The organism is Nonomuraea sp. NPDC049028 (genome assembly GCF_043197735.1).
In the GTDB taxonomy this organism is placed as follows: domain Bacteria; phylum Actinomycetota; class Actinomycetes; order Streptosporangiales; family Streptosporangiaceae; genus Nonomuraea.
This window is the reverse complement of record NZ_JBICTR010000001.1, coordinates 533,790-556,244: the sequence shown is the minus strand read 5'-3', so window position 1 is coordinate 556,244 and position 22,455 is coordinate 533,790. Positions and strand designations below refer to the sequence as shown.

General features: G+C 69.6%; 21 protein-coding genes. 17 read left to right on the top strand and 4 right to left on the bottom strand.

Features of this window, described 5'->3' with window-relative positions; all coding sequences use genetic code 11:
- Positions 1-177: 177 nt before the first annotated feature.
- On the top strand, positions 178-3,438 hold the full coding sequence (locus tag ACGFJ2_RS02500) for a chromosome partitioning protein ParA (RefSeq protein WP_393463831.1): 3,261 nt from the start codon (positions 178-180) through the stop codon (positions 3,436-3,438).
- Between the two features lie 89 nt (positions 3,439-3,527).
- On the opposite strand, the gene ACGFJ2_RS02495 is transcribed toward ACGFJ2_RS02500, so the two are convergent.
- Positions 3,528-4,769: a citrate/2-methylcitrate synthase gene (locus ACGFJ2_RS02495; RefSeq protein ID WP_393463828.1), complete on the bottom strand. Its 1,242-nt coding sequence runs from the start codon at positions 4,767-4,769 to the stop codon at positions 3,528-3,530.
- A 68-nt stretch (positions 4,770-4,837) separates the two neighbouring features.
- Here ACGFJ2_RS02495 and ACGFJ2_RS02490 point away from each other — a divergent pair, with 68 nt between their 5' ends.
- The 7 genes from ACGFJ2_RS02490 (at position 4,838) to ACGFJ2_RS02460 (ending at position 11,467) form a co-directional block, all read left to right on the top strand.
- Positions 4,838-6,052, top strand: a complete 1,215-nt coding sequence (locus ACGFJ2_RS02490; protein ID WP_393463825.1) for a LeuA family protein — start codon at positions 4,838-4,840, stop codon at positions 6,050-6,052.
- A 55-nt stretch (positions 6,053-6,107) separates the two neighbouring features.
- The gene (locus ACGFJ2_RS02485) at positions 6,108-6,548 is read left to right on the top strand and encodes a GNAT family N-acetyltransferase (RefSeq protein ID WP_358175752.1); all 441 of its coding nucleotides are present in this window, start codon (positions 6,108-6,110) and stop codon (positions 6,546-6,548) included.
- An 81-nt stretch (positions 6,549-6,629) separates the two neighbouring features.
- Positions 6,630-7,463, top strand: coding sequence for a TauD/TfdA family dioxygenase (locus ACGFJ2_RS02480; RefSeq protein WP_393463822.1), 834 nt, complete (start codon positions 6,630-6,632; stop codon positions 7,461-7,463).
- 53 nt (positions 7,464-7,516) lie between these two features.
- Positions 7,517-8,395: a hypothetical protein gene (locus ACGFJ2_RS02475; RefSeq protein ID WP_393463819.1), complete on the top strand. Its 879-nt coding sequence runs from the start codon at positions 7,517-7,519 to the stop codon at positions 8,393-8,395.
- A 139-nt stretch (positions 8,396-8,534) separates the two neighbouring features.
- Positions 8,535-9,536 carry an SIS domain-containing protein gene (locus tag ACGFJ2_RS02470; RefSeq protein WP_358175746.1) on the top strand — a complete coding sequence of 334 codons (1,002 nt, stop codon included), beginning with the start codon at positions 8,535-8,537 and terminating at the stop codon, positions 9,534-9,536.
- Between the two features lie 348 nt (positions 9,537-9,884).
- Positions 9,885-11,318 carry a vanadium-dependent haloperoxidase gene (locus tag ACGFJ2_RS02465; RefSeq protein WP_393463816.1) on the top strand — a complete coding sequence of 478 codons (1,434 nt, stop codon included), beginning with the start codon at positions 9,885-9,887 and terminating at the stop codon, positions 11,316-11,318.
- A gap of 17 nt (positions 11,319-11,335) precedes the next feature.
- Positions 11,336-11,467 (top strand): hypothetical protein, encoded by a 132-nt coding sequence (locus ACGFJ2_RS02460; RefSeq protein WP_393463813.1) that lies wholly within the window; start codon positions 11,336-11,338, stop codon positions 11,465-11,467.
- On the opposite strand, the gene ACGFJ2_RS02455 is transcribed toward ACGFJ2_RS02460, so the two are convergent.
- Complete coding sequence (locus tag ACGFJ2_RS02455) at positions 11,468-12,571, bottom strand: LacI family DNA-binding transcriptional regulator (RefSeq protein WP_393463810.1); 1,104 nt, start codon at positions 12,569-12,571, stop codon at positions 11,468-11,470. It abuts the gene before it with no gap.
- 161 nt (positions 12,572-12,732) lie between these two features.
- Between ACGFJ2_RS02455 and ACGFJ2_RS02450 the strand changes: the two genes are divergently transcribed.
- A complete protein-coding gene (locus ACGFJ2_RS02450) occupies positions 12,733-13,614 on the top strand; it encodes a PfkB family carbohydrate kinase (protein ID WP_393463807.1) in 882 nt (293 codons plus the stop codon).
- On the top strand, positions 13,611-14,639 hold the full coding sequence (locus ACGFJ2_RS02445) for an ABC transporter substrate-binding protein (RefSeq protein WP_393463804.1): 1,029 nt from the start codon (positions 13,611-13,613) through the stop codon (positions 14,637-14,639). The genes ACGFJ2_RS02450 and ACGFJ2_RS02445 overlap by 4 nt, the downstream gene beginning before the upstream one ends.
- Positions 14,640-14,701: 62 nt before the next feature.
- Here the strand turns inward: ACGFJ2_RS02445 and ACGFJ2_RS02440 are convergent, their stop codons facing one another.
- Positions 14,702-15,862: an RNA-guided endonuclease InsQ/TnpB family protein gene (locus ACGFJ2_RS02440; RefSeq protein WP_393463801.1), complete on the bottom strand. Its 1,161-nt coding sequence runs from the start codon at positions 15,860-15,862 to the stop codon at positions 14,702-14,704.
- Between the two features lie 261 nt (positions 15,863-16,123).
- Here ACGFJ2_RS02440 and ACGFJ2_RS02435 point away from each other — a divergent pair, with 261 nt between their 5' ends.
- From ACGFJ2_RS02435 to ACGFJ2_RS02405, 7 genes are all read left to right on the top strand, one after another.
- Positions 16,124-16,999, top strand: coding sequence for a carbohydrate ABC transporter permease (locus tag ACGFJ2_RS02435; protein WP_393463798.1), 876 nt, complete (start codon positions 16,124-16,126; stop codon positions 16,997-16,999).
- A gap of 187 nt (positions 17,000-17,186) precedes the next feature.
- Positions 17,187-17,384 carry a hypothetical protein gene (locus ACGFJ2_RS02430; RefSeq protein ID WP_225289591.1) on the top strand — a complete coding sequence of 66 codons (198 nt, stop codon included), beginning with the start codon at positions 17,187-17,189 and terminating at the stop codon, positions 17,382-17,384.
- Positions 17,381-17,911, top strand: coding sequence for a DUF6879 family protein (locus ACGFJ2_RS02425; RefSeq protein WP_393463794.1), 531 nt, complete (start codon positions 17,381-17,383; stop codon positions 17,909-17,911). The genes ACGFJ2_RS02430 and ACGFJ2_RS02425 overlap by 4 nt, the downstream gene beginning before the upstream one ends.
- A complete protein-coding gene (locus ACGFJ2_RS02420; RefSeq protein ID WP_393463792.1) occupies positions 17,848-18,756 on the top strand; it encodes a helix-turn-helix domain-containing protein in 909 nt (302 codons plus the stop codon). The genes ACGFJ2_RS02425 and ACGFJ2_RS02420 overlap by 64 nt, the downstream gene beginning before the upstream one ends.
- A gap of 115 nt (positions 18,757-18,871) precedes the next feature.
- The gene (locus ACGFJ2_RS02415) at positions 18,872-19,696 is read left to right on the top strand and encodes a hypothetical protein (RefSeq protein ID WP_393463789.1); all 825 of its coding nucleotides are present in this window, start codon (positions 18,872-18,874) and stop codon (positions 19,694-19,696) included.
- Positions 19,693-20,856, top strand: coding sequence for a methyltransferase domain-containing protein (locus ACGFJ2_RS02410; RefSeq protein WP_393463786.1), 1,164 nt, complete (start codon positions 19,693-19,695; stop codon positions 20,854-20,856). Before ACGFJ2_RS02415 ends, ACGFJ2_RS02410 begins: the two co-directional genes overlap by 4 nt.
- 125 nt (positions 20,857-20,981) lie before the next feature.
- Complete coding sequence (locus ACGFJ2_RS02405; RefSeq protein WP_393463783.1) at positions 20,982-21,161, top strand: sigma factor; 180 nt, start codon at positions 20,982-20,984, stop codon at positions 21,159-21,161.
- Between the two features lie 167 nt (positions 21,162-21,328).
- Here the strand turns inward: ACGFJ2_RS02405 and ACGFJ2_RS02400 are convergent, their stop codons facing one another.
- On the bottom strand, positions 21,329-22,258 hold the full coding sequence (locus tag ACGFJ2_RS02400) for a dihydrodipicolinate synthase family protein (protein ID WP_393463780.1): 930 nt from the start codon (positions 22,256-22,258) through the stop codon (positions 21,329-21,331).
- Positions 22,259-22,455 lie beyond the last annotated feature (197 nt).

Below are 22,455 nucleotides of genomic sequence, written 5' to 3'. Positions count from 1 at the left end.
TGGCAGGCGCCAAGCGTCAGACGCGGTCGGGGTAGCGCGGTGAACAGGAACTAAGCGTCCCCAACCGGGCGGCGCGGCGAAGAGACAGCAACAGCCCACGCGGCGCGGCAAACAGACAGTAAGCGTCAGCCCCGCCCGGGTCGGCGCGGTGGAACGGAAGGACTACGGGGGTCACAGGTGTCGCAGGTGGAGAACGTCGTCGGGGACCGGGTGCTGATCGCCATGCAGGCGGTCAACATCTCACGGCTCTCGACCCATCCGGTGCCGACCGTCCCCGGCACGCTCATCGTCGTCGCCGGGGCCGGGCCCAAGGACTCCAATGGCGCGGGCAAGTCGTCGTTCATCGCGTCGATCACGGCGTTGCTGGGTGACGAGCAGTGGCGTTTCGCCTCGGGCGCGAAGGCGGTGTCGGAGCTGCTGTTCAACGCCGAGCTCGCCAGTGGCGCGGGCGCCCGCCAGTGGGCCAGCGCCGACCACGGCTACATCGTCGGCGTGTTCGGGCGGCCCGGCGCGTCCTACGACCTGCCGCTACGCGCCACCGGCCCAGTTCCCGGCGCCGCCGCCTCAGAAGAGACCGCCGGATCGGAGCCTGGCACCCCAAATGCGGACCAAACCGCCAAAAATGGGCATGGCACCTCCATCGCTGACCAAGTCACCGAACCGGAGCAGATCAGCGTGGGCGTGGAGCCGGCCGTACCGGATGACGGTGAGTTGTTCTCCGTGCCCGACACATCCGGCGGGGCCGTCACCGTGTGGCTCAAGGTCAATCAGGAGGCTCCCCACCTGGAGATCCGCTGGCGCGAGGGCGTGCACCTGGCCTCCGCCGCGTCCGAAGCCGAGCGCGTGGTACGCGCCGACGAGATGTGGGCGACGCTGCCCAAGTCCGCCGGACGCCGCGACGTGGTCGCCCGCGACCTGACCAAGGTGCTCTACGGCGACCGCATCCGCTGCGTGTCGTTCCTGTCGACCTCGGTCCGGAGCAAGGTCGCCACCAACCTGCTCTCCCAGCCGCTCAACGAGATCTCGCCGGAGCGCGTGTTCGAGGCCATCGCGGCTCTGACCGGCCTCGACGCCGAGCTCGAGCAGGAGCGCGAGGCTCGCCGGGACGAGCACGCCAAGCGCGTACGTGCGGCGCAGGCGGCCGATCGGCTGGCCGAGTTCGAGGCGGAGTCGCGGGCGTTGCTGACCACGTTCGACCGGCGCGATCAGGCCCGGATCCGGCTGGCCGACGCGCTGCGGTGCTGGCGGGGGCGCCAGGCTCGCAAGCTGGACGACGCGGCGGCCAAGGACGAGCTGCTGGTCGCCGAGCTCGAACGGCACCGGGCCGCGGGCGAGACGGCGGCCGAGGCGCTCTCCATGGTGAAGGCCGAGATCGCCACCCTGAAGGACGACACGCTCGATCGGAGGGTGGCGGAGGCGCGCAAGGAACTGGCCGCGATGCAGGCGCGGGCCGCCAAGCTCGACGCCGACCGGGCCGTGGCGGAGAACTCCGCCGACGAGTTGCGCGGCCTGATCCCGGCGTTGGAGGAGACGCGCCGGTTCTCGGACGGCCGTGATGTGCCCACGGCCGAGCGGGAGCTGCGGGAGGCGCGGCTGCGGCTGAACGAGGCGCTTAAGGCGCTGGGCGTGGCCGATCGCGAGGTGGCCTCTGCCCAGGCCGCGCTGGACGACGCCGAGGGCGGCCCGGCCGCTGCCCAGCTCAACGCGCTGGCCGCGGCGGGCGTCGTGGCGACGGGTCTCCTGGACGCAATGGACGTGGCCGAACAAGCTCGCGACTACTCCCACGCCCATGGTGATTCCGCCGGCCGACCATCCCCCAAGGCAGCCGGGAGAGCGGCCGGTCAAGCAGCCGCTGGGGCGGCCGGCGGAGCGGTCGCGAACGCTGGTGGGGCCGGGCTCGGGTTGGAGCAGTTGCGGGGGTGGCCGCACGAGCATGCCGTGATCGTCGACGCCGGCCAGCTCGAAGCGGCCGCCGCGGCCTTGGTCGAGCTGCCCGGTTCGGTCCTGGTGAGTGCCGCCGGGGTGAGCGTGGTGGGGGCGTTCGACGGGGAGGCGACCGGCCGGGAGGCGCGGATCAAGGCTGCCGAGCACCGGCTCAACCGGGCCAAGGACACCCAGGAGACCGCGGCGCAGACCGTACGCGATGGGGAGGAAGGTGTCGCGGAGGGACAGCGGCGGCTGGAGGGGGCGCAAGCGGGAGTACGGCTCGCCGAGCTGGAGACGAAGCTGGCCGGGCGGCGGGCGCGGCTGGGCGAGCTGACGACGGCGCTGGAGGAGCTGGCGCCCGCGGTGGCGGAGGCCGAGCGGCAGGCGGCCGCGCTCGACTTCCGGGCCCGCACGAAGGACATAGAGATCGAACGCCTGGAGGGGCGGCGGCAGCGGCACGAGGGCGAGCGGGCCCGGTCGCGTCAGGACGAGACGAGGGTGAGCGGCGAACGGGAGGCGCTCAAGGTCGAGGCGCTGGCCGCCGACTGGGGCGGCACCGCCGAGGGAGCGCGGGAGTGGCTCAATGCGCTGCCCGAGGGCGAACGAGCGCGCACCGCCGAGGAATGGTGGCGCGTCGCCGAACGGCATTTCGACCAGGCGTTGCGCGACACGTTCCCGGAGGAGGACGCGGAGATCCCGGAGGAGCTGCGGTTCCTGCTGTCCGAGCGTGGGGGGAGCACGGCGCGGGAGCAGGCGACGTTCGCGGCGGTGTGCGGCTCGCTGGCCTCCTACCTGCGCGGGCAGGAAGAATACGAGAAGCACCAGCGGCGTCAGATCGAGGCGCAGGTCGTGTCGAGGCAGCGTGACCTGGCCGCGGCCGACAAGGGGGCGGAGGAGGCGGCCAGTTCGACGGCCGTGCACCGGGCGGCGCTGACGGCGGCGATCAAGTCCCGGCTCACGCGGGTCGCCGAGGAGTTCGAGCAGCTCGACACGTCCTACGGAGGTTACGGGGCGACGCTGGAGTTCCCGGTGCCACCGGCGCCCGCGGATCCGGAGCAGCGCTGGCAATGGCGCGTCACGCCCAAGTGGCGGCGCGGCGAGGGCCAGGGCTTCGTCCCGTACAACCGGCGGGCCAACACCGCGCTCATGGACGAGAAGGCGGTCAAACTGGTGTGCGCGGCGGCGATCGCGTCATCCGGGGGCGGGCATCTGTGCCTGGTGCTCGACGAACTGGGCCGCAACCTGGGCAAGGAGCACCGGCGGGAGGCCGTGGCGCTGTTCCGGCGGATCGGCGAGACGTACGGGATCACGGTGATCGGGGCGCTCCAGGACGACATGGAGCCGTACGCGATCGACGCCTGCGGGCAGTACATCAAGCTCAGGCGATCGTCGGACGCGATGCCGTACAACGAGCCACCGGTGATCGTCGGGCACGACGAGCACGCGGAGCGCGTGCGGGCATTGGCCGCCTATGTGGACAGGAGCGGGCACTCCCCTGTGGCTGCCACCTGATCACCGGGTCCGCTCCATCCGTGCGGACCCGACGTGATCACGTGCGGACCCGACGTGATCAGCGGACGCGGCCCCATACGCGGGGGCTGTCATCTGATCGGCGGGCCGACGTACGAGGCGCGGAGGCGGAGGAGGGAGCCCTTGGCGTATTCCTCCATCGCGTGGGCCAGCCACCCGGCGGTCCTGGCCACCGCGAAGATCGCCTCGCCGGAGCCGGGCACCATCCCGGCGACTGCGGCGAGGGTGGCGAGCGCGAAGTCGACGTTCTGTTCGGGCAGGCGTCGCCGACGGACTTCAGCCAGTACGGCCTGGACCACGGCGATGCGTTCGTGGTCCGGCGCGGCCTCCTTCACCAGGTCGAGCAGGAGGCCGCCGCGGGCGTCGCCGTTCTTGTAGACGCTGTGGCCGAAGCCGGGGATGCGCTCGCCCCGACGTACCCGATCGGTGATCACGCGCGGGGCCTGGCCGGGTTCGGTCACCTCGGCCAGCAGCCGTTCGGCCGCGTGGGACGCGCCGCCGTGCAGGGGGCCGCCGAGCACGCCGAGGCCGGTCAGCACCACGGCGTACGGGTCGGCGCGAGCGGAGGCGGCGACCCGGGCGGCCAGCGTGGAGGCGGCCAGCTCATGGTCGGCGAGCAGCACGAGCGCGCCCCGCAGTGCGGCCAGGAGAGCGGGGGTTGCGGGCCGCGGGCACAGGCGGGACCAGAGCCGCTCGGCGATCGACTCACCGCCGGGGGCCTGGAGCGCCGGCAGGGCGTCGACGAGGCCGGAGATGAGGCGACGGCCGGTGGCGGCGACGGAGGCGGGATCGAGCTGGTAGCGGAGGGAGTCGGCGGCGCCGAGGACCGTGGTGATCACCTGGAGACGGTCCAGAAGCGGCAGACCCTCGGGAAGGCCGCGCTGAGCCGCTATTGCGACCTGCGACGTGTCCGGATCGCGCGCCCAACCCCTCGCCCCGCTGTCGGACATCTCTGGACCACCTACCCGATCCCGCGTCGCGCGGTCCGAGGCGAAGGCGTCGGGGTCGCCTGTCCACAGCCACTCGGCCACCGTTTCGAAGTCGGCGGTTCGGGCCAGGGTGAGGGCGTCGCGGCCGCGGTAGTACGGGCGGTCCAGACCGAGCGCGGTGATGCCGGACTCGATGACCAGCTCCGGTGGCTGGCCGCGTGGCCGCCCGCGACGGGCCAGCTGCTCGATCTCCGCCGCGTCGAACAGGCTGCGCCGGTCCTCACTGTGACGTCGCTTGAGCACGCCCCGGCTCACGTACGCGTAGAGAGTGGCGGGCTTCACGCCGAGCCGCTCGGCTGCCGTCGCCGCGTCGATCCACTCCACGCCCAAGCCTCCCATATTGATGAAAATCAATATTGATACACATTGAGCAGGCGTGTCAACGTGTGCACATGCCCAAAGTTCACTTCCTTGACGTGACCAACCGAGACGGCGTGCAGACCGCGCGCACCGGCCTGTCGAAGTTCGGCAAGACCATGGTCAACTTCTATCTGGCCAAGCTCGGGGTGGCTCAGTCCGAGATCGGTTTCCCCTTCCTGTTCCACGAGGTGCCCTACGTACGGGCGCAGACGGCGCTGGCCGAGGCGGGCGCGTTCGGCGAGCTGCGGCTGTCGGGCTGGTGCCGTGGTGTGCCGCAGGACGTGGAGAAGGCGGCGCCACTCGGGCTGAAGCACTACAACCTGTCCATCTCCACATCGGACTACATGATCCAGAACAAGTTCCGCGGCCGCCTCGACCGCGGCGCGATCATGCGGGAGATGACGGCGGCCGTGCGGGCGGCCAAGGCGGCGGGCGCGCTGACCGTGGGCGTCAACGCGGAGGACGGGTCGCGGACGGATGACGGGTTCTTGCTGGAGTTCGCGCTGGCGGCCAAGGAGGCGGGCGCCGACCGGGTCCGCTATTGCGACACGATCGGCGGCGACACCCCCGACCGGATCCGCGAACGCTTCGCCAAGCTGGCCTCGGCCGTCGGGATGCCCGTCGAGACGCACTGCCACAACGACCTCGGCCTGGCTGTGGCCAACTCCATCTCGGGCGCGCTCGGCGACCTGGAGGCCGGGCAGGACGCGTGGATCAACACCTGCGTGAACGGCATCGGCGAGCGTTCCGGCAACGCCGACCTGCTGTCCACGATCCTCGCCTTCGAGCACGGTTTCGGGCTCCAGGCGGAGATCGGTGACGCCATCGACCTGTCATGGGCGCGCAGGTTCGGGCTGTGGGCGAGTTACGCGTTCGGGCAGCCCTTGCCGTACAACCAGGTGGGGGTGGGACGCAACGCGTTCGCGCACGAGTCGGGCATCCACGCCGACGGGGCGCTGAAGGATCATGGCAACTACGAGCTGTACGACGAGGCGACGCTCGGGCCGTTCCCCGAGGATTGGCACGCGCGCGGCGGGCGGGTCGTGCTGACCGGCGAGTACGGCGGGAAGGCCGGATTCCGGCACGTCATGGACGGGCTCGGCGTGGACGTACAGGAGGCGGACCTGGCGTTCCGGCTGGTGCAGCTCTGCAACGCGATGACCGGCCGACCGCTCACGGACGACGAACTGCGGCTGATCGCGGCGTATCCGCGGGAGCTGGCACTGCTGTTCCCGGAGTACGAGTGAGGCCCCGGGCGCTCCGCCCGGATCCGGCAGGAGTGGCGGCTCATAGCATGAGCGCATGCAGATCGAGGAACGGACCGTCGCCGACGCCGACCTGACCGCCCTGCTCGCCGCCGCCTTCGACGAGCTGGTGAAGCGCTACGGGCCCGAAGGGCGTTCCGTCGTCAAGGCGCAGGCCCGCTACCTCGTCGCCTACGCCGGGGAGCACGCCGCCGGATGTGGTGCCATCCAGCCGGTGGGTCCGGATATGGGGGAGCTCAAGCGGATGTACGTGGATCCCGCGTTCCGAGGTCAGGGGATCGCCAGGCGGCTCTTGGCGGCCTTGGAGGATCTGGCTCGGGACATGGGCTACGAGACGGTGCGCTTGGCGACCGGGGTCAAGCAGCCTGAGGCCATAGCTTTGTACGAGAGCAGCGGGTACGTGCTTGGCGAGTCGTACGGCATGTACGTGGATCAGCCGCTGACCCGCTGCTACCGCAAGAAGCTGGGCTCGGTCTGAACGACGCGGGCGAGCGCGTGGACCCGTGTCCCGGGCGGGTAGGCCGTAAAACAGGCGGCACGACCACCGGGAGAGACCACGATGCGGACCAACGCGACACCGGTAGGCGGGCCCACCGCATGGACCCGGTCCACTCTGCGCGAACAGGACTGGCTGCGCCACATCGACCAACCACTCAGCCGGACCCAACCCGAGTTCCACGTCCCGGCATTGACGCTCCTGGCCGAAAAAGCCAAGGCCGCGCTCGAAGCGGGTCCCGGCCTGGTGGTGATCCGGGGATGGCCGATCGCGGACTGGCCCGAGGAGCGGATCGATCTTCTGTGCTACACGTTCGGCTCGCTCATCGGCACCCCGCGTACCCAGAAGGCCGGTCTGGTGACCACCGGCGAGAACTCCCGCAGGGGCATGGACGACCAAGGGCTGGCCCTCCACACCGACCGGGCCGGGCCGCCCGGACCGCCGCACCTGCTGGGCCTGCTCTGCCTCCGCGCGGCCGTGCGCGGCGGGGAGTCCCTGCTGGTGAGCGGCCACGCCGTACACGACCGGCTGCTGGAGGAGCGGCCCGACCTGCTGGCCGAGCTCTATGAGAACTTCCATTTCGGCGCGGGCACGGTCTCGAACTTCGACCGCGTCTACCCCGTCTTCGAGTGGCGCGCGGGGCGGCTTCGCGTCCAGTACAACCGCCACTGGATCGAACGCGGCCAGGAAGCCGCCGGGAAGCCACTGACCGCCGGCGCCGTGGCCGCCCTGGATGCCTTCGACGGGATCCTCGCCGACCGGGACATGGTCCTGCGCTTCCCGCTGCGCCCCTGTGATCTGCTGCTCGTCAACAATGACGTGGTGCTGCACGGCCGTACGGCGTTCACCGAAGACCCGCGCGCCCGTCGCCGCCTGGCCCGGATCTGGCTGGACTGAGCACTCTGAAGACGGATTGACCATATTTCGTTTAACGGAGTATGGTCTCCCGCATGCTCAAGAGATCAACTCTTGCCGTGACCATGCTGTGCGCTGTCACGCTCGCCGGCTGCGCCTCCAGCCCTGAGGCTCAGCCCGCCAAGACGACGACCGTAAGCGGCAAGTCGGACAAGCCGCAGAGGATTCAGTCGGCCATCGCCGACTGCATGAAGCAGAAGGGCTTCCGTTACGTCGCCTGGGTCCCGCAGCCCAAGCCGGAGACGGACACCGAAAAGGCCGTCAGCGGCGACTACGAGGTCATGAAGCGGGTGCGCTCGAAGCAGGGCTTCAATGTCTTCTACCCGGTCGCCGACCCCGCCTCCTTCAAAAAGCAGGCCGCCTACAGCCGCGACGACGATCCCAACTCCCCGATCAGGGACTCGCTGTCGAAGGCACAGTTGGTCAGCTACAGCAAGGTCCTCGACAGCTGCAACGTCAAGGCTCTCAAGGATGTGACCGGCAAGGTCGTCAAGAGCATGGACGACGAGTACGAGCAGTACGAGAAAGCCTACAAAGCCGCCAGCGACCGTGAGCTGAACGGCGACCCCAAGCTGATCGAGCTGGCCGCGACCATGGGTGACTGCGTCAAGGGCAAGGGCTACCGCGTGGACTCCGTCAGCCCGACGAGCATGGCCGATCGCGGCTGGCGAGAGTTCTCGGCGCAGATGAACGCCATCGCCAAGAAGCAGGGCCAGGCCGAGGAAGACGCCGACGAGAACACCGTCTACCAGCCAAAGCTGCCGCAGGCGGCCGCGAATCAGTACCTCGCCAAGGAGATCAAGGCCGCGCTCGACGACCTCGAGTGCGGCAAGGACTTCTACCCCGCCTTCTACCCCAGGGCCGGGCGCATCGGCGACCGCCTCGACTCCGAGTTCGGCCGCTGGAAGCTCTGATCGCCCAGCACAATTCGCGGCTTGCGGGGTGATACGCAGACGCTGTCAGCTGGGCTGCCATGCGACCTCTTGACTCATTCTCGCTCCGAGTGAGAACGTTATCAACGTCTGACTGAGAACGTTCTCAAAGGAGTCCTCTGTGACCGACCTGCTGCCGCTCAAACCGATCGAGTCCGACCTGGCCGACAAGATCCGCGCGACGCTCGACCAGCGACCCCAGTTGGCGGAGCTCGTCTCGGACGTCATCGACAAGGGTCTGCGCAATGTGTTCTTCGTGGGCGCCGGCGGCTCGCTCATCGCCGCCTACCCGGCCCACTACCTGCTCGAACGCGAAGGCACCTGGCCCGTCTACAAGCTGCAGAGCGACGAGCTCAACACCGCCCGGCCGCGCCGTATGGGCGAGGGCTCCCTGGTCTTCCTGGCCTCGTACACCGGCAAGACCAAGGAGACCGTCGCCGCCGCGCAGTACGCCAGGAGCACCGGCGCGACCGTGGTCGTGGTGACCCAGGAGGGCGGCCCGCTGGCCGATGCGGCCGACGTGGCCTTCACCGGCAAGAGTGATCTGTTCATGCAGCTGGCGGCCTATGCCCTGCTGCGCAGGTCCGGGGTGGAACGCGACTGGGCGCTGCTCGACCAGGCACTCGACGCGCTCCCGGACGCCCTGGTGTCCGCCGCGCACGAGGGTGAGGAGCGGGCGCGGGTCATCGCCGAGACGCTGAAGGACGAGCCGATCACGTACGTGCTCGGCTCGGGTCCCAGCTACGCGTGGGCGTACGGGCTGGCCATGTGCTTCCTGCAGGAGATGCAGTGGAAGCACGCGGCGGGCTTCAACTCGGGCGAGTTCTTCCAGGGCGCGTTCGAGGTGGTCAACGACGACGTGGCGGTGATCAACCTGCTCGGCGAGGACCCGTCGCGGGCCATGGCCGAACGGGCCAGACGCTTCCTCGACACGTACGCGACCAAGAAGACCTTCCACATCGACACGGCGGACCTCACGCTGCCCGGCATCCCGAAGGCGTTGCGCGGCGAGGTGTCCCCGCTGGCGATCGCCGTGCTCATGGACCGGCTGGCCCGCCACTACGAGGCGGTGCGCGGCCACGACCTCGACAAGCGCAACTACATGTTCCAGGTGGACTACTGATCTACCCGTTCCAGGAGCGTCGCCGGGCGGCACTCCGCCGCCCGGCGGCACCGACCTTCTGCCTGAGCGCCGCTCTCTGTTTCCTGCCTAAGACCTCCTTTTTGTACGGCAAGCATGGGCCGGCCCCACCCACCGCACGCGGCTGAGGGCCTCCAGGAATACGCCCGCTGAACCCGCACGGGGCGGGCCGCCGCTACGTGCGCCCCCTGACCCGGCAACCAGGAGGCGCATCGGGGGGACCTATCAGGAAGGCAGCTCTTACCCGCTGGATAGATCGAAACTGAGTTCGAGCATGGAAGCCTCTCCATACCCGGGCGCACGGGGGCCCACGACGCGAGGAGACTTGCCATGCCCGTTCTGATGTCCTTACGCGCGGCAGCGCTCACCTTGGTGACCGCCGCCGCGCTCGCCTTACCCGTCACACCCGCCCATCCGGCGGCGACGGCGCAACCCAACGTGGTGGTCAGGTGGAACACGGCGCTGCTGGCGGCGGTGCGCGGCGGCACCCTGGGGCCGCCGCTGGTGGCCAGGGCGCTGGCCACCGTGCACACCTGTGCCTATGACGCCTGGGCCGCCTACGATCCGGTCGCCGTCGGCACCCGTCTGGGTGGCACACTGCGGCGGCCCGCCGCCGAACGCACGGACGCCAACCGGGCCCAGGCGATCAGCTACGCGGCCCACCAGGCGGCCGTCGACCTCTATCCGGCGCAGCGGGCGGTGTTCGACGGGTTGATGACCGAGCTGGGCTATGACCCGGCCGACCAGTCCAGCCAGCCGGCCCAGACCGGTCTGGCCGCCTGCACGGCCGTGCTCGAATACCGGCACGCCGACGGCTCCAACCAGCTCGGCGGCTACGCCGACACCACCGGCTACGCGCCGGTCAACGCTCCGATGGTGGTCGCCGATCCGCTGACCACGGTCAACGACCCGAGCCGCTGGCAGCCGCTCACTTTCCGCAACAAGGCAGGCGTGGTGGTCACGCCGCCGTTCCTCGCGCCGCACTGGGGCGGGGTCGCCTCCTTCAGCGGTCACGCGCGCGACCTGGCCGACAAGGTGCCCGCGCCGGCGACGTACGGCTCGGCCGCCTACCGTACCCAGGCCGCCGAGATCGTGTCGGGCACCGCCGCGCTGACCGACCGCCAGAAGGCGATCGCGGAATACTGGGCCGACGGGCCCAACAGCGAGACGCCGCCCGGCCACTGGTGCCTGTTCGCCCAGCAGGTGTCGGCGCGTGACCATCATGGCCTGGACCAGGACGTGAAGATGTTCTTCGCGCTGGCCAACTCGGTGCAGGACGCCGGGATCGCCTCGTGGGAGGTCAAGCGCGTCTTCGACTCCGTACGCCCGATCACCGCGGTCCGCTTCCTGTACCAGGGGCAGCAGATCGCGACCTGGGGCGGCCGGGTGATCGACGGCGCGACGTGGGTGCCCTATCAGGTGCCGACGTTCCCGACGCCGCCGTTCGCCGAGTACGTCTCGGGCCACAGCACGTTCAGCGCGGCGGCGGCCGAGGTGCTGCGGCGCTTCACCGGCGGCGACACGTTCGGCGGCGAGGCGCTGATCGCCAAGGGTTCGTCGCAGGTGGAGCCGGGGGTGAGCCCCGCCAACGACCTGACGCTGCGCTGGCGCACCTTCAGCGACGCCGCCGACGAGGCCGGGATGTCGCGGAGATATGGCGGCATCCACTTCCGGGCCGGCGACCTGCAAGGCCGTGCCCTCGGCCGGGCGGTGGGCGGCGCGGCGTGGCAGCGCGCGGCGGCCTACTGGTCGGGACGCGGCTGAGAGAGCACCACACGTACGTGGTGTGGCACGCCACACCACGTACGACGTGGAAAGCTGCAAATCCCGCCGTGGCCTTCCTCGCCTCCGCCGGCAGCAGCTTCATGCTCGGCACCACCCTGTACGTCGACGGCGGCGAGAACCAGTTCTGACTATGGGGCCGTCTCGGCGGGCGGCCGAACGGATCTGGCCGACTCGCGCTCGACGAAGCGGGTGGGCAGGCGGCGGTGTACGGGGCGGCGGTCGGCGCCCTGGACGCGGTCCAGGAGCAGGCGGCCCGCCTCCGCCCCCAGCTCGTACACCGGCTGGGCCACCACGCTGAGCGGCGGGGAGATCGCCTCCGCCCAGTCGGCGTCGTCGAAGCCCACCAGCGACACGTCGGCGGGACAGCGCAGCCCCAGCCGTCGCAGCGCCTGGAGCACCCCCAGCGCGAGCAGGCTGTCGAGGGCGAGGATCGCGGTCGGCGGGTCGGGCAGTCCGAGCAGCCGGGTCGTGGCCGCGGCGGCGTCCTCCCTGCGGAAACCCTCGGCGCTGACCAGCTCGGGCCGGGGCTCGATGCCGCTTTCGACCAGGGCGTCGCGGTATCCGGCCGCGCGGGCGCCGACCGTGGTGGCGCCCAGGCGTTCGACGCCGCGCAGCCCCGGGCGGGCCAGCCGGGGCCGCAGCTTCTCATCGCCGCCGGTCAGTAAGGCGATGTTGCGGTGTCCCAGCGCGAGCAGGCGTTCGGTGGCGTCCTTGGCGGCGGCGCGGTTGTCGATGCCGACCGTGTCGGCCTCGAGCCCGGGAACCCGCCGGTCGAGCAGGACGACGGGAATCCCGGCGTCGATGACGTCCTTCAGGGCGTCGCGGTCGGCGGTGTCGGTGGGCGCGACGACCAGACCGTCGACGCGCCGCTCGGCGAGCACGCCGAGCGCCTTGCGTTCGAGCGACAGGTCCTCGTCGGTGTTGACCAGCAGCACCTCCCAGCCGCGCTCGTGCGCCACGTCCGCGATGCCGCGCAGGGCGCGGGAGAAGAACGGGTTCTCGATGTCGGGTACGAGCACGCCGAGCGTGTGGGTCAGCCCGGTGATCATGCTGCGCGCCAGGCTGTTGGCCCGGTAGCCGAGGCGTTCGGCCGCGGCCAGCACCGCCTCGCGGCTCTTGCCGCTCACCGAGCCGTAGCCGCCGAGTGCCCGCCCGGCCGTCGCGGTGGAGACCCCTGCCTCCTTGGCGACGACCTCGATCGACGGCATGCTCCGCCGAGCGCTGCCGCTCATCCGCACCCCCGGTGCTGCTAGATCGTGTCCACACCATCATGCTCCCACTGACGGGAGGCGATCACCGTAGCGGATTTACCGAGGGCTATTGACATGCGTCTCAGCGATTGAGAACGTTCTCACTCAAGCGAGTGAGAACCTTCCCATTCTCAGGAGAACGTGTGCAGCCACGCTTGATTCGCCTGGTGGCCGTCGGGGACAACGTCGTCGACCGCTATCCCGATCTCGGCGTCATGTATCCGGGCGGCAACGCCGTGAACGTCGCCGTGCACGCCCGCCGTACCGGCGCCGAGTCAGGCTACCTGGGCGCGGTCGGCACCGACGAGGCCGGGCGCGTGGTGCGCGACGCGCTGGCCGCCGAGGGCGTGGACCTGTCACTGCTGCGGACGGTGGACGGGCCGAACGCCTTCGCCACCGTCCGTCTCGTCGCGGGCGAGCGCAAGTTCACCGGCGGGCGCGAGGGCGTCTCGCGCTTCCGCCTCTCCCCCGCGGATCTGGTACGGCTGGCGGCGGCCGACATCGTGCACACCGGCGAGTGCTCGTTCCTGGAGGGCCAGCTCGACCAGCTGGCCGCGCACGCCAGGCGGCTGTCGTTCGACTTCTCCGAACGCCCGTGGGACTACGTCGAGGAGCATGCCCGGCACGCCGGGATCGCGATCCTGTCCAGCCCGTCCGGCTCGCGCGACGAGGCGCTCGCGCTGGCGCGGCGGGTACGGGCGCTGGGCCCGGCCACGGTGGCGGTCACCCTCGGTGCCCACGGCGCCGTCCTGGTCTCGGGAGCCGCCGGAGCGGGCGACAGCGCCGCTGAAGCCTTAGCGGACTCCAGAGACGTGGTCGCCTGGGGTGCCGCCGAGCCCGTCGCCGTGGTGGACACGCTCGGCGCCGGTGACGCGTTCATCGCCCGCCTGCTGGTCGGCCTGGCCCGCGGCGAGGACCTGCCCGCGCTGGCCGTCGCGGCCACCGCCTACGCCTCCCACGCCTGCACCTCCTACGGCGCCTTCGGACACGAAGCCCCCCTGCCAAGCACCAAGGAGAGCCCATGAACACGCATCGCTGGACCGCCCTACTGCTGGGCACGGCGCTGGTCACCGCCGGTTGCGGCGGCGGCTCGGCCGGCGCGCCCGCCAAGGCCGACCTGTCCGCGCCCAAGGACAGGTCGGGCACGCTGACGATGGTCACCAAGTTCGCCGATCCGAAGTACGCGCCTTACTTCGAGAAGGTCGTGGCGGCGTACAAGGCGGCCAACCCGAAGGTCGACATCAAGCTCGAGCAGGTCGGCGACCAGCCGTACAAGGACAAGATCCGGGTGCTCACGGCGTCGAAGGACCTGCCGGACATCTACTTCTCCTGGGCCGGCGACTTCGCCAACAAGTTCGTCCGGGCCGGGCTGGCCGCCGACCTGACCGGTGTCATCGGGCCCGACACCCCGTGGGGTTCGACGTTCGCGCCGGCCGCGCTGAAGGCGTTCCAGTACAACGGCAAGTACTACGGCATGCCGGTCGACCTCGACGGCAAGTACCTCGCCTACAACAAGGCGGTCTTCACCAAGGCGGGCGTCCAGGTGCCCAAGACGTTCGAGGAGTTGCTGACCGCCTGCGACACGCTCAAGTCCGGAGGCGTGCAGCCGATCGCCTTCGGCAACCAGTACGGCTGGGCGGCCATCCACTTCATCACCCAGCTGAACACCTACGACGTGGCCCCCAAGACGCTGGAGACCGACTACGCCCCGGCGACGGGCGCCTTCACCGATCCCGGCTATGTCACGGCGCTCAAGCAGTTCGGCGAGCTGGTGTCCCGCTGCGGCACCAAGGACGCCAACGGGCTGTCGCACGAGACCGCGCAGGCGCAGTTCCTGTCCGGGAAGGCGGCCATGCACTATCTGGAGTCCGTCGAGTTCGACGTGCTCGACAAGTCGGAGCTCGACTGGAGCTTCCTGCGCCTGCCCGCCCCGGCCAGCGCCCCCGGCGACACGAACGCGCTGACGGGCGCGCCCGACGGCTTCCTGGTCAACGGCCAGAGCAAGAACGCGGGCCTGGCCGTGGACTTCGTCAACTTGACCCGGCCCTAAAGGACCGGGCTTGGAGGTAGGACACCACTGGCTGTGGTGTGGCCTCCTCCGTCCAGACCACCCTAGGAGGTGGCTGGGACGCGTGACTCACGCCCCGCAATCCACGCAGCCTCGCCGCGTGCGGCGATGTTGCGGGAGGCATTCCGATCGGCGTGGGCAACGACCCCGCACCTCCGGCAGATGAACAGCGCCTGGTTGACCCGGTTGTTCTTCTCGATGTGGTGACAGTCGGCGCATTGCCGACTGGTGTACGCCGGATCGACATACACCAGCGGGACGCCCGCCCGCCGCGCTTTGTAGGCAAGGAAGGTCCCGAGCTGGTGGAAAGCCCAGGAATGGAACGTGACCCGTTGGGGCTTGCGGAGCCGTACCCTCTCCCGGATGGCGCCCAGGTCTTCCAGCGCGATACCGGAACAGGTGCGTGCGGCCTCGGTCACGATCTCCTTGGAGATGATGTGGTTGACGTTCGCGGCGTGCCGCGACTCTTTGCGACGGCGATGCTTGAGCCGCCTTCTGGCGGACTTGGTGGCCTTGGCCTGGAGCTTGCGGCGAAGTTCGAGCTGCCGTCGGCGGTGCCGGTTCAGCCCACGTCCAGTGAAGGGCGCCATGCCGTCCACGGTGGCGATGTTGATGATGCCCAAGTCCACGCCGAGCCAGCCGCCGGGCTGCTCGTTGAGCGGCGCTTCAGGCACCTCGCACACGGCGATCAGGTAGAACACGCCATCGCGTTCGATCAGATCGGACTCGCCCTCGCGGTGCTCACGCAGCGTCTTGAGCGCGCCGGCGGAACACAGGAAGCGGACGTTCTTGATACGCCCGGCGGTGGTCCAGATACTGACCGTCTGAGCGTCGTACTGCCAGCTCAGACACCGGTCGTCAAAAGGATGCGCCGCCTCGGGACGGAAAGTGATCGGCTTGGATTCGGCCTTGGTCCGACGCTTGGAGCCCTTCTTGCCGAGGTTGCCCGCACGGATGTTCGCCGCCAACGTGGTGTAGGCGTCGCGGACCTTCTTGATGGTGTGCTGAGCGGCCTGCGCCCCCAGCCCCCGCGCCTTTAACTCGGCGTAGGTGTGCTTGCGCAGCTCATACTCACGCGGCACGCCATGCTCGAACGCCACAGCCGACACCCAGTTCGCGGCCTCGTTGACCGCCCGCAGCGTCGCCGACAGCGCGGCGGCCTGAACGGCCAGCGGCATCAGCTTCACCCGCACGACGACCTTCACAGGGAAGACCGTACCGTTACTCTCCGTCACCGCGCGTGCGAACTCCTACATTCGCAGGGCCCTACGATCGTCTCCACTTTCCACCCTCCACACGCACATGGCCTGCACACCCCAGTACCGGCGCGGACCGTAGCTGTACCGCAAGGCGTTCATGGAGGACGACATGGGCTACGCGGCCACCGTCGCCACGGTGATCTTCGTAATCACGTTCGCCATCGCGGCCGTACAACTGGCCGTGTCCCGCCGCCGGAGGTACGACTCGTGATCTCGACCAGCCTGACCCGCCCGGCCGTGGTGCACACGGAGGCCCCCATACGGCTGCGGGCGGTGGTCGGGCGGCTGCTGGGATGGAGCCTGCTGGCCGGGTTCGGGATCGCCGTGCTCTATCCGGTGCTGTGGATGGTGCTCAGCGGGTTCAAGGACAACCAGGAGATCTTCAACCAGCCGTGGGGGCTGCCCGGCGAGCTGCGCTGGGACAACTGGGCGCGGGCCTGGGACCTGGGTGTCGTCCGCTACTTCACCAACAGCGTGATCGTCACCTCGGCGTCGATCGTGGCCACGACGCTGATCAGCGCGTGGGCGGCTTACGGGATGTGCCGGTTGCGGCTGCCGTTCGGGAACGGGGTGGCGCTGCTGGTGCTGGGCGGGCTGCTGCTGTCGCCGACGGTGGCGCTGATCCCGCTCTTCCGCCTGCTGACGTCGATCGGGCTCTTCGACACGTACTGGGCATTGATCGTGCTTTATACCGCTTTTCGGGTGCCTTTCACGATTTTCCTGATCCGGGCGTACATGATCGAGCTGCCGCGCTCCGTGGACGAGGCGGCCACCATCGACGGCGCGTCCACCACGCAGATCTTCTGGCGGATCATCCTGCCGATGTCGCGGCCCATCCTGGTGTCGGCGGCGCTGCTGCAGGCGCTGTTCGCGTGGAACGAGTTCGCGTTCGCGCTGGTCTTCGTCAGCGACGACGCGCTGAAGACGCTGCCGGTCGGGCTGATGGCCATGCAGAGCCGCCTGCTCACGGACTGGCCGGTGATGATGGCGGGGCTGACCATGGCCGCGCTGCCGACGATCGTGCTGTTCCTGATCGGGCAGCGCCAGTTCCTGCGCGGCCTCACGGAAGGGGTGGGCAAGTGACCCAGGGCCGCCTGGCGCGGCCCTGATCTCTCTCAGGTGGTTCGTCGAGGGCGGCCGATGCGGAGAACACCTTCTTCGTGGGGGAGGTGATGCGGTTCTCTCGCTTCCGCTATTGACGAGGGCCTCAAGGCCAATGGACGATCGGCGCGAATGGAGAAACTCTAAGAAATCCGATCAAGGAGCGGCCATGCGCCTGCGATTCCTCGGAAGCAACAGCGAGCAAGGCACCTGTCCCGCCGTCTACGAGACGGACCGCGACACGATCGCAGTCCAGGGAAAGCTGATCACCGATCCCGAGGCCCTCGGCGATGCCGTCAACCTGGCCCCCGACGAGATCATCATCGAGATCCCCAAGGACCTCCTGCCACACTTCCCCCAGGGGTGACCGTGCTTCTGTCCGAGGCGGAGCTGGGCAACCTGCTCGCCACCTTCACCACCAGCGCATTCCGGTTCGAGCTCCGCGAGCGCTACAACAGCACCGTGGGCGCCGAGCCGTTCCGCAAGTGGCAGGCCGGCGAGTCGGACGACTACGCGTGGCATCGGTCTTGGATGGAGAAGATCAGCTGCGACGTCGCATCCGGGAAGACCTGGCAGCGAGTCCGCATCGTGTCCGTACCGCCGTCCGACTACACGAGGTACGGCATGAAGGTGGCTCAGCTCAGCGTGCGGGCCGGGGAGGACATCCGCTATCTGCGCCGCGATGTTGCCGAGCGGCTTGGCCTCGACCCGTACGACGCCTGGCTGCTCGACGGCTCCCGCCTGATCTGGTTGCACTTCGACGACGCCAGCGACACGTTCGCCGGCGCCGAACTCGTCACCGATCGCGAGGTTGTCTCGCGTCACCTGGCATGGCGGGATCTGGCCCTGAAGCATGCCCAGTCGCTGGACGAGTTCGCCGCGCACCTCCGGTGAATCAACCCCTTCTCGGGCAGCAAGCCGTTCAAGCGCTCGGCATCCGCCTGCGAGACCTGAGGCGCGATGCCGGGCTGACCGGCCGCGAGCTCGCCACCTCGTGCGGATGGGTGCCGTCCAAGGTGTCGAAGATCGAGCTCGGCAAGCAGGTTCCCTCTGAAGACGACATCCGGGACTGGTGCGTTGCCTGCCAATTCCCCAGCGAGATCAGCGATCTGGTCGCGGCTGTCCGCTCGATCGACGCTCAGTACATGGACTGGAGGCGGTCCCTCAAGACCGGTACGCGGCGTCGCCAGCGTGCCAACATCGACGCCTACGAGAAGACGCGGCTCATCCGGGCCTGGGAACCCACGGTCATCCCTGGGCTGCTCCAGACGGCCCCGTACGCGCGCGGCATCCTGACGACGGTCATCGATTTCCACGGCATTCCTGACGACATTGAGGAGGGCGTACAGGCCCGACTGGAGGCCCAGCGGGTACTCGGCCGCGCCCATCGCCGGTTCCTGTTCCTCCTTGGCGAGGCAGCGCTGTACACCGCCGTAGGTGACCGCGAGGCGATGACGGAGCAGCTGCGCCGGCTGCTGGATGTCACTCGTGCGCCGCGTCTCAGCCTCGGCATCGTGCCGCTGGCGGCGCCGTACACGGTGCCCAGGAATAACGCGTTCACCATCTACGACAGCCGCATGGTGACCGTGGCCACGTACACCGCCGAGCTGACGCTGCGACAGCGCCACGAGGTCACGATCTACGAGAAGGCGTTCGACCGTCTTATGGCCTTGGCAGTACGCGGCGAGGAGGCACGCCGACTGGTCGGCCAGGCACTGAACGATCAAGGAGAAATCTAAAGCAACTTCGTTGAGCTCCATGCTCCTCGATCCGTAGCGTTCCGTACATGGACAGTCACGGGTCCGAACCCCCTCGCAAACGCCCGCCCCGATGCCGGACACAGGCGCCACAAGCGTGACCGCCCTTATCGACGCCGTGCACCGCACTCGGGGCGGCTGGCGGATCCCAGACCAGAACCTCTGGACCGGCGAGGTCGAGGAGCACGCACTCGCGTTCGCCTTCGACCCCGCAGCCGGAGCGCTGTTCCTGACGTACGAGAACCCACGCCCGGCCGACTGGGAACGCGGCCTTCTCTGGTTGCGGCACGGTCAGGACCGGTCCGGGGCGTACAAGTGGCGGGCGATCAACACACCGCGCACCCGCCGCATGATGAACGAGCACCTGTGCATGGTGTGCAGCGGCTCGTGCCGCCAGAAGAAGGACGGCCGGACCACGTGGCTGTTCGTGGACGACCCGCCGACCACACCGGACGGCACGCCGATCACGAACCTGCCGCCCACCTGCCCGGACTGCGTTCCCGAGTCGCTGGCGACGTGCCCGCGCCTGAGCGAGCGGGCCCGGCTCGTCACCGTGGCGAAAACCAGGCCGTTCGCGGTCACCGCCGACCTGTACGAGCCGGCCGAGGGTTTCCCGGCCCCGGCCGTGAAGGTGCGACACGAGATCCACATCCCGTACGGGCCGGAGACGGCGTACTGGCTGCGCTTCGCCCTCGGCAAGCAACCATGGCTGGCCTTGGACGACGTGAGAGACCAGCCCAAAGGCCGCTTGCGCCGTCAGACCCCCGCACCACGAGAGGAGACAGCAGTGGGCCGACACGAGGACGCGAACAGCCCCACGGAGAAAGAGGTCACCGGCAAGGAGGGCGGCACCGGCAGTACCAACGACCAGCAACAGAAACCCCAGGGCGACCACGCCGATGGGAAGGGCAAGGGGAAGTGAGCGTCACGCCCGAGCGCCTCGCACGACTGAGCGCCGCCCTGGATCCCGAGGGATCCGGAGACATCAGCCCATCCATCACGGACGCCGTGCACGCCGTGCCTCGCCACCTGTTCATTCCCGCCGTGGGCCTGGTTGTCGAAGAGGAGGGGGCGCCGTACCTGATCGACCGCGACGCCGACCCCGCCACCTGGTGGGACACCGTCTACTCGGGCAGCATCATCGTCACCCAGCTCGACGACGGCGCGAGCGGCCTCGACGCGTTGCACAGCAACTCCACGTCGTCGGCGTCCGCGCCCAGCACGGTCGCGGACCTGCTCAACCACCTGGCCCCCGAGCCCGGCCACCGCGTGCTGGAGATCGGTACGGGGACCGGATACACCGCCGCGCTGCTGTCCCATCTCGTCGGAGATCAGGGGGAGGTGACCTCCATCGAGGTGGACCCACAGGTCGCTGAGCAGGCGGCGAAGAACCTCGCCGCGTCCGGGACCCATCCGCGGCTGCTCGTCGGCGACGGCGCGCTCGGCTGCGCAGACGGGGAGCCGTACGACCGGGTGCATGTCACCTGCGGCATCCGCACGATTCCGTACGCCTGGGTGAAGCAGACCCGCCCCGGCGGCGTGATCGTGCTGCCGTGGCATCCCGGTTATGGCACCAGTCACGCGCTACGCCTGGAAGTGCGGGACGACGGCACCGCCATCGGGCGGGCGGTCGGGTACGCCAGCTACATGATGATGCGGTCGCAGCGGCTGAAACCGGGCGAGGACCCGCCGCCGGGCAAAGGGCGTCGGCATTACCGGACGGCGCTCGACCCGCGAGCGCTCGACCGGCTGGGCGCGGGCGCGGATCTGGCCATCGGTGCGCTGACGGGTCTGCGGTCGCACACCACCGAGGGTGCCGATGAGGACAGCGAATACGTGCGCACGTGGATCTACGATCCCGACGACGGCCGGTCGTGGGCGGTGGCCACCTGGCGGCCCGGAAGTGTGGGTCACGGGGTTCAGCAGGTGGGCGACCGGCCTGTGTGGGATGAGGTCGTCCAGGCGTACGCGCAGTGGGTGAGCTGGGGCGAGCCGCACTGGCGCCGCTACGGCCTCACCGTCGCGCCGGACGGCCAGTCGATCTGGCTGGATACACCGGAACGGGTACTGAGTAGCACCTGAGTCCTGAGCAGGCGCGCGGAAGCGTCTGCGCCACAGTTGGGACTCCTCCGTGCCATCCGGCCTCAGGAGTGCCAACCTTTCGCCGCGCCCACAGCGTCTGGAGGGTATCGACATGAGGAGAGACGTTGGATCGCGATGCCAGTTTCCAGGCGTTCGTGGATGCTCACCAACGCTCGTTGATGCGCCTGGCCTATCTGCTCACCGGAGAGGTCCACCTCGCGGAAGACCTCATACAGAGTGTGCTGGTCCGCATGATCGGGCGGCAGGCGTTACGTTCGGCTCCTATCCCGCCCGGCTGGACCTGACAGAATTCCAGCGGGTCGCCGATCTGACCCGCGCCTAAAAGTTGATCAAACGCCCGGTAGACGTCAGGAACACCGTTGCGAAGGGCGGGTGAGCCCGGCCGGGTGCCGGGCGCAGGCGGCGTCGACTCTCGGCGCTCGGCTCCCGCCGGGCTCCCGGCTCTCGGCTGCTACGGCTCGGGGAACAGCTCCGGCAGGGCCGTCCTGGCGATCGGGCGGAGCCGCTCGGCGTGCTCCTCCTCCACAAACCGGTACGGCCAGCGGACCCGGGTACCGATGTCCGCCCAGCCACCGACATGGGCGAGGAACTTGTCGAGCGCCGGATTGGCGTAGCCATCGGACGCCAGCGGCTGGACGTGCTCGGCGAAGAACAGGCCGATCCGGCGCTCCACGTCGCGCGCCGCCGCCGGGTCGGTGCGCATGAGGTGCTGCCAGGCCATGGCGCCGGTCGGGCTGAACGCCGCGATGTTGGAGTAGGACCCCGCCGCGCCCAGTTCCGTACCGGTGGCGAGGGTGTGCCCCGCCACGAACACCGGCAGCTCGGCCGCCTCGTTCCCCATCTCGCGATACCAGCCCGCATCGCCCCCCGCGACCTTCACCCCGACCAGCGCGGGAACCCGTGCGGCCAGCATGCCGAAGTCGGCGGGCCTGAGGCGGGTCTTGGCGTGCGGCGGGTTGTACAGGACCAGCGGCACCGGGTCGGCGACCTCGGCGACCCGCTCGAGGAAGGCCACCACCTCGGCCAACGACGGTGGCGCCCAGTCCGGCAGGATCACCTGGATGGCGCCGGGGTGGAGCTCACGGGCGAGCTCCACCCGCCGCAGGCAGGTGGTGGCGCTCATGTGACTGGCGCCTATCTGGTACGGCAGGCCGGCGCAACGCTCCGCGAGCAGCTCGTTGACCTGCTGGTATTCCTCGTCGGTTATGGCGTGGAACTCCCCCGCCGTGCCGTGGGCGTACACGCCGTCCAGTCCCGCCACGGCCAGCCGGTCCAGCTCGTCGGCCAACCGGGCCATGTCAATGGAGTCGTCAGGGCGGAGCGGCAGCAGGACGGTGCCCCACGTACCACCGAGGGTCTTTCGCGTAAGAAGTGGCGTCATAGGCCGAAATACCATCAGATATCGGTGCGACAGGGATAGGCGATCCAGGAAGCAGGACCGGCCCGACCGCGTACTGCCGATTCCCCGCTGAGACAGCGCGCAGCGGGCCAGGTCGGCGCGCGCGCTGCCGGAGCGGGGGTCGGCTTGGGCCGGTCGTCTTTCAGCGGGCGTCGGCCCGGACCGGCCGTCTGGCAGCG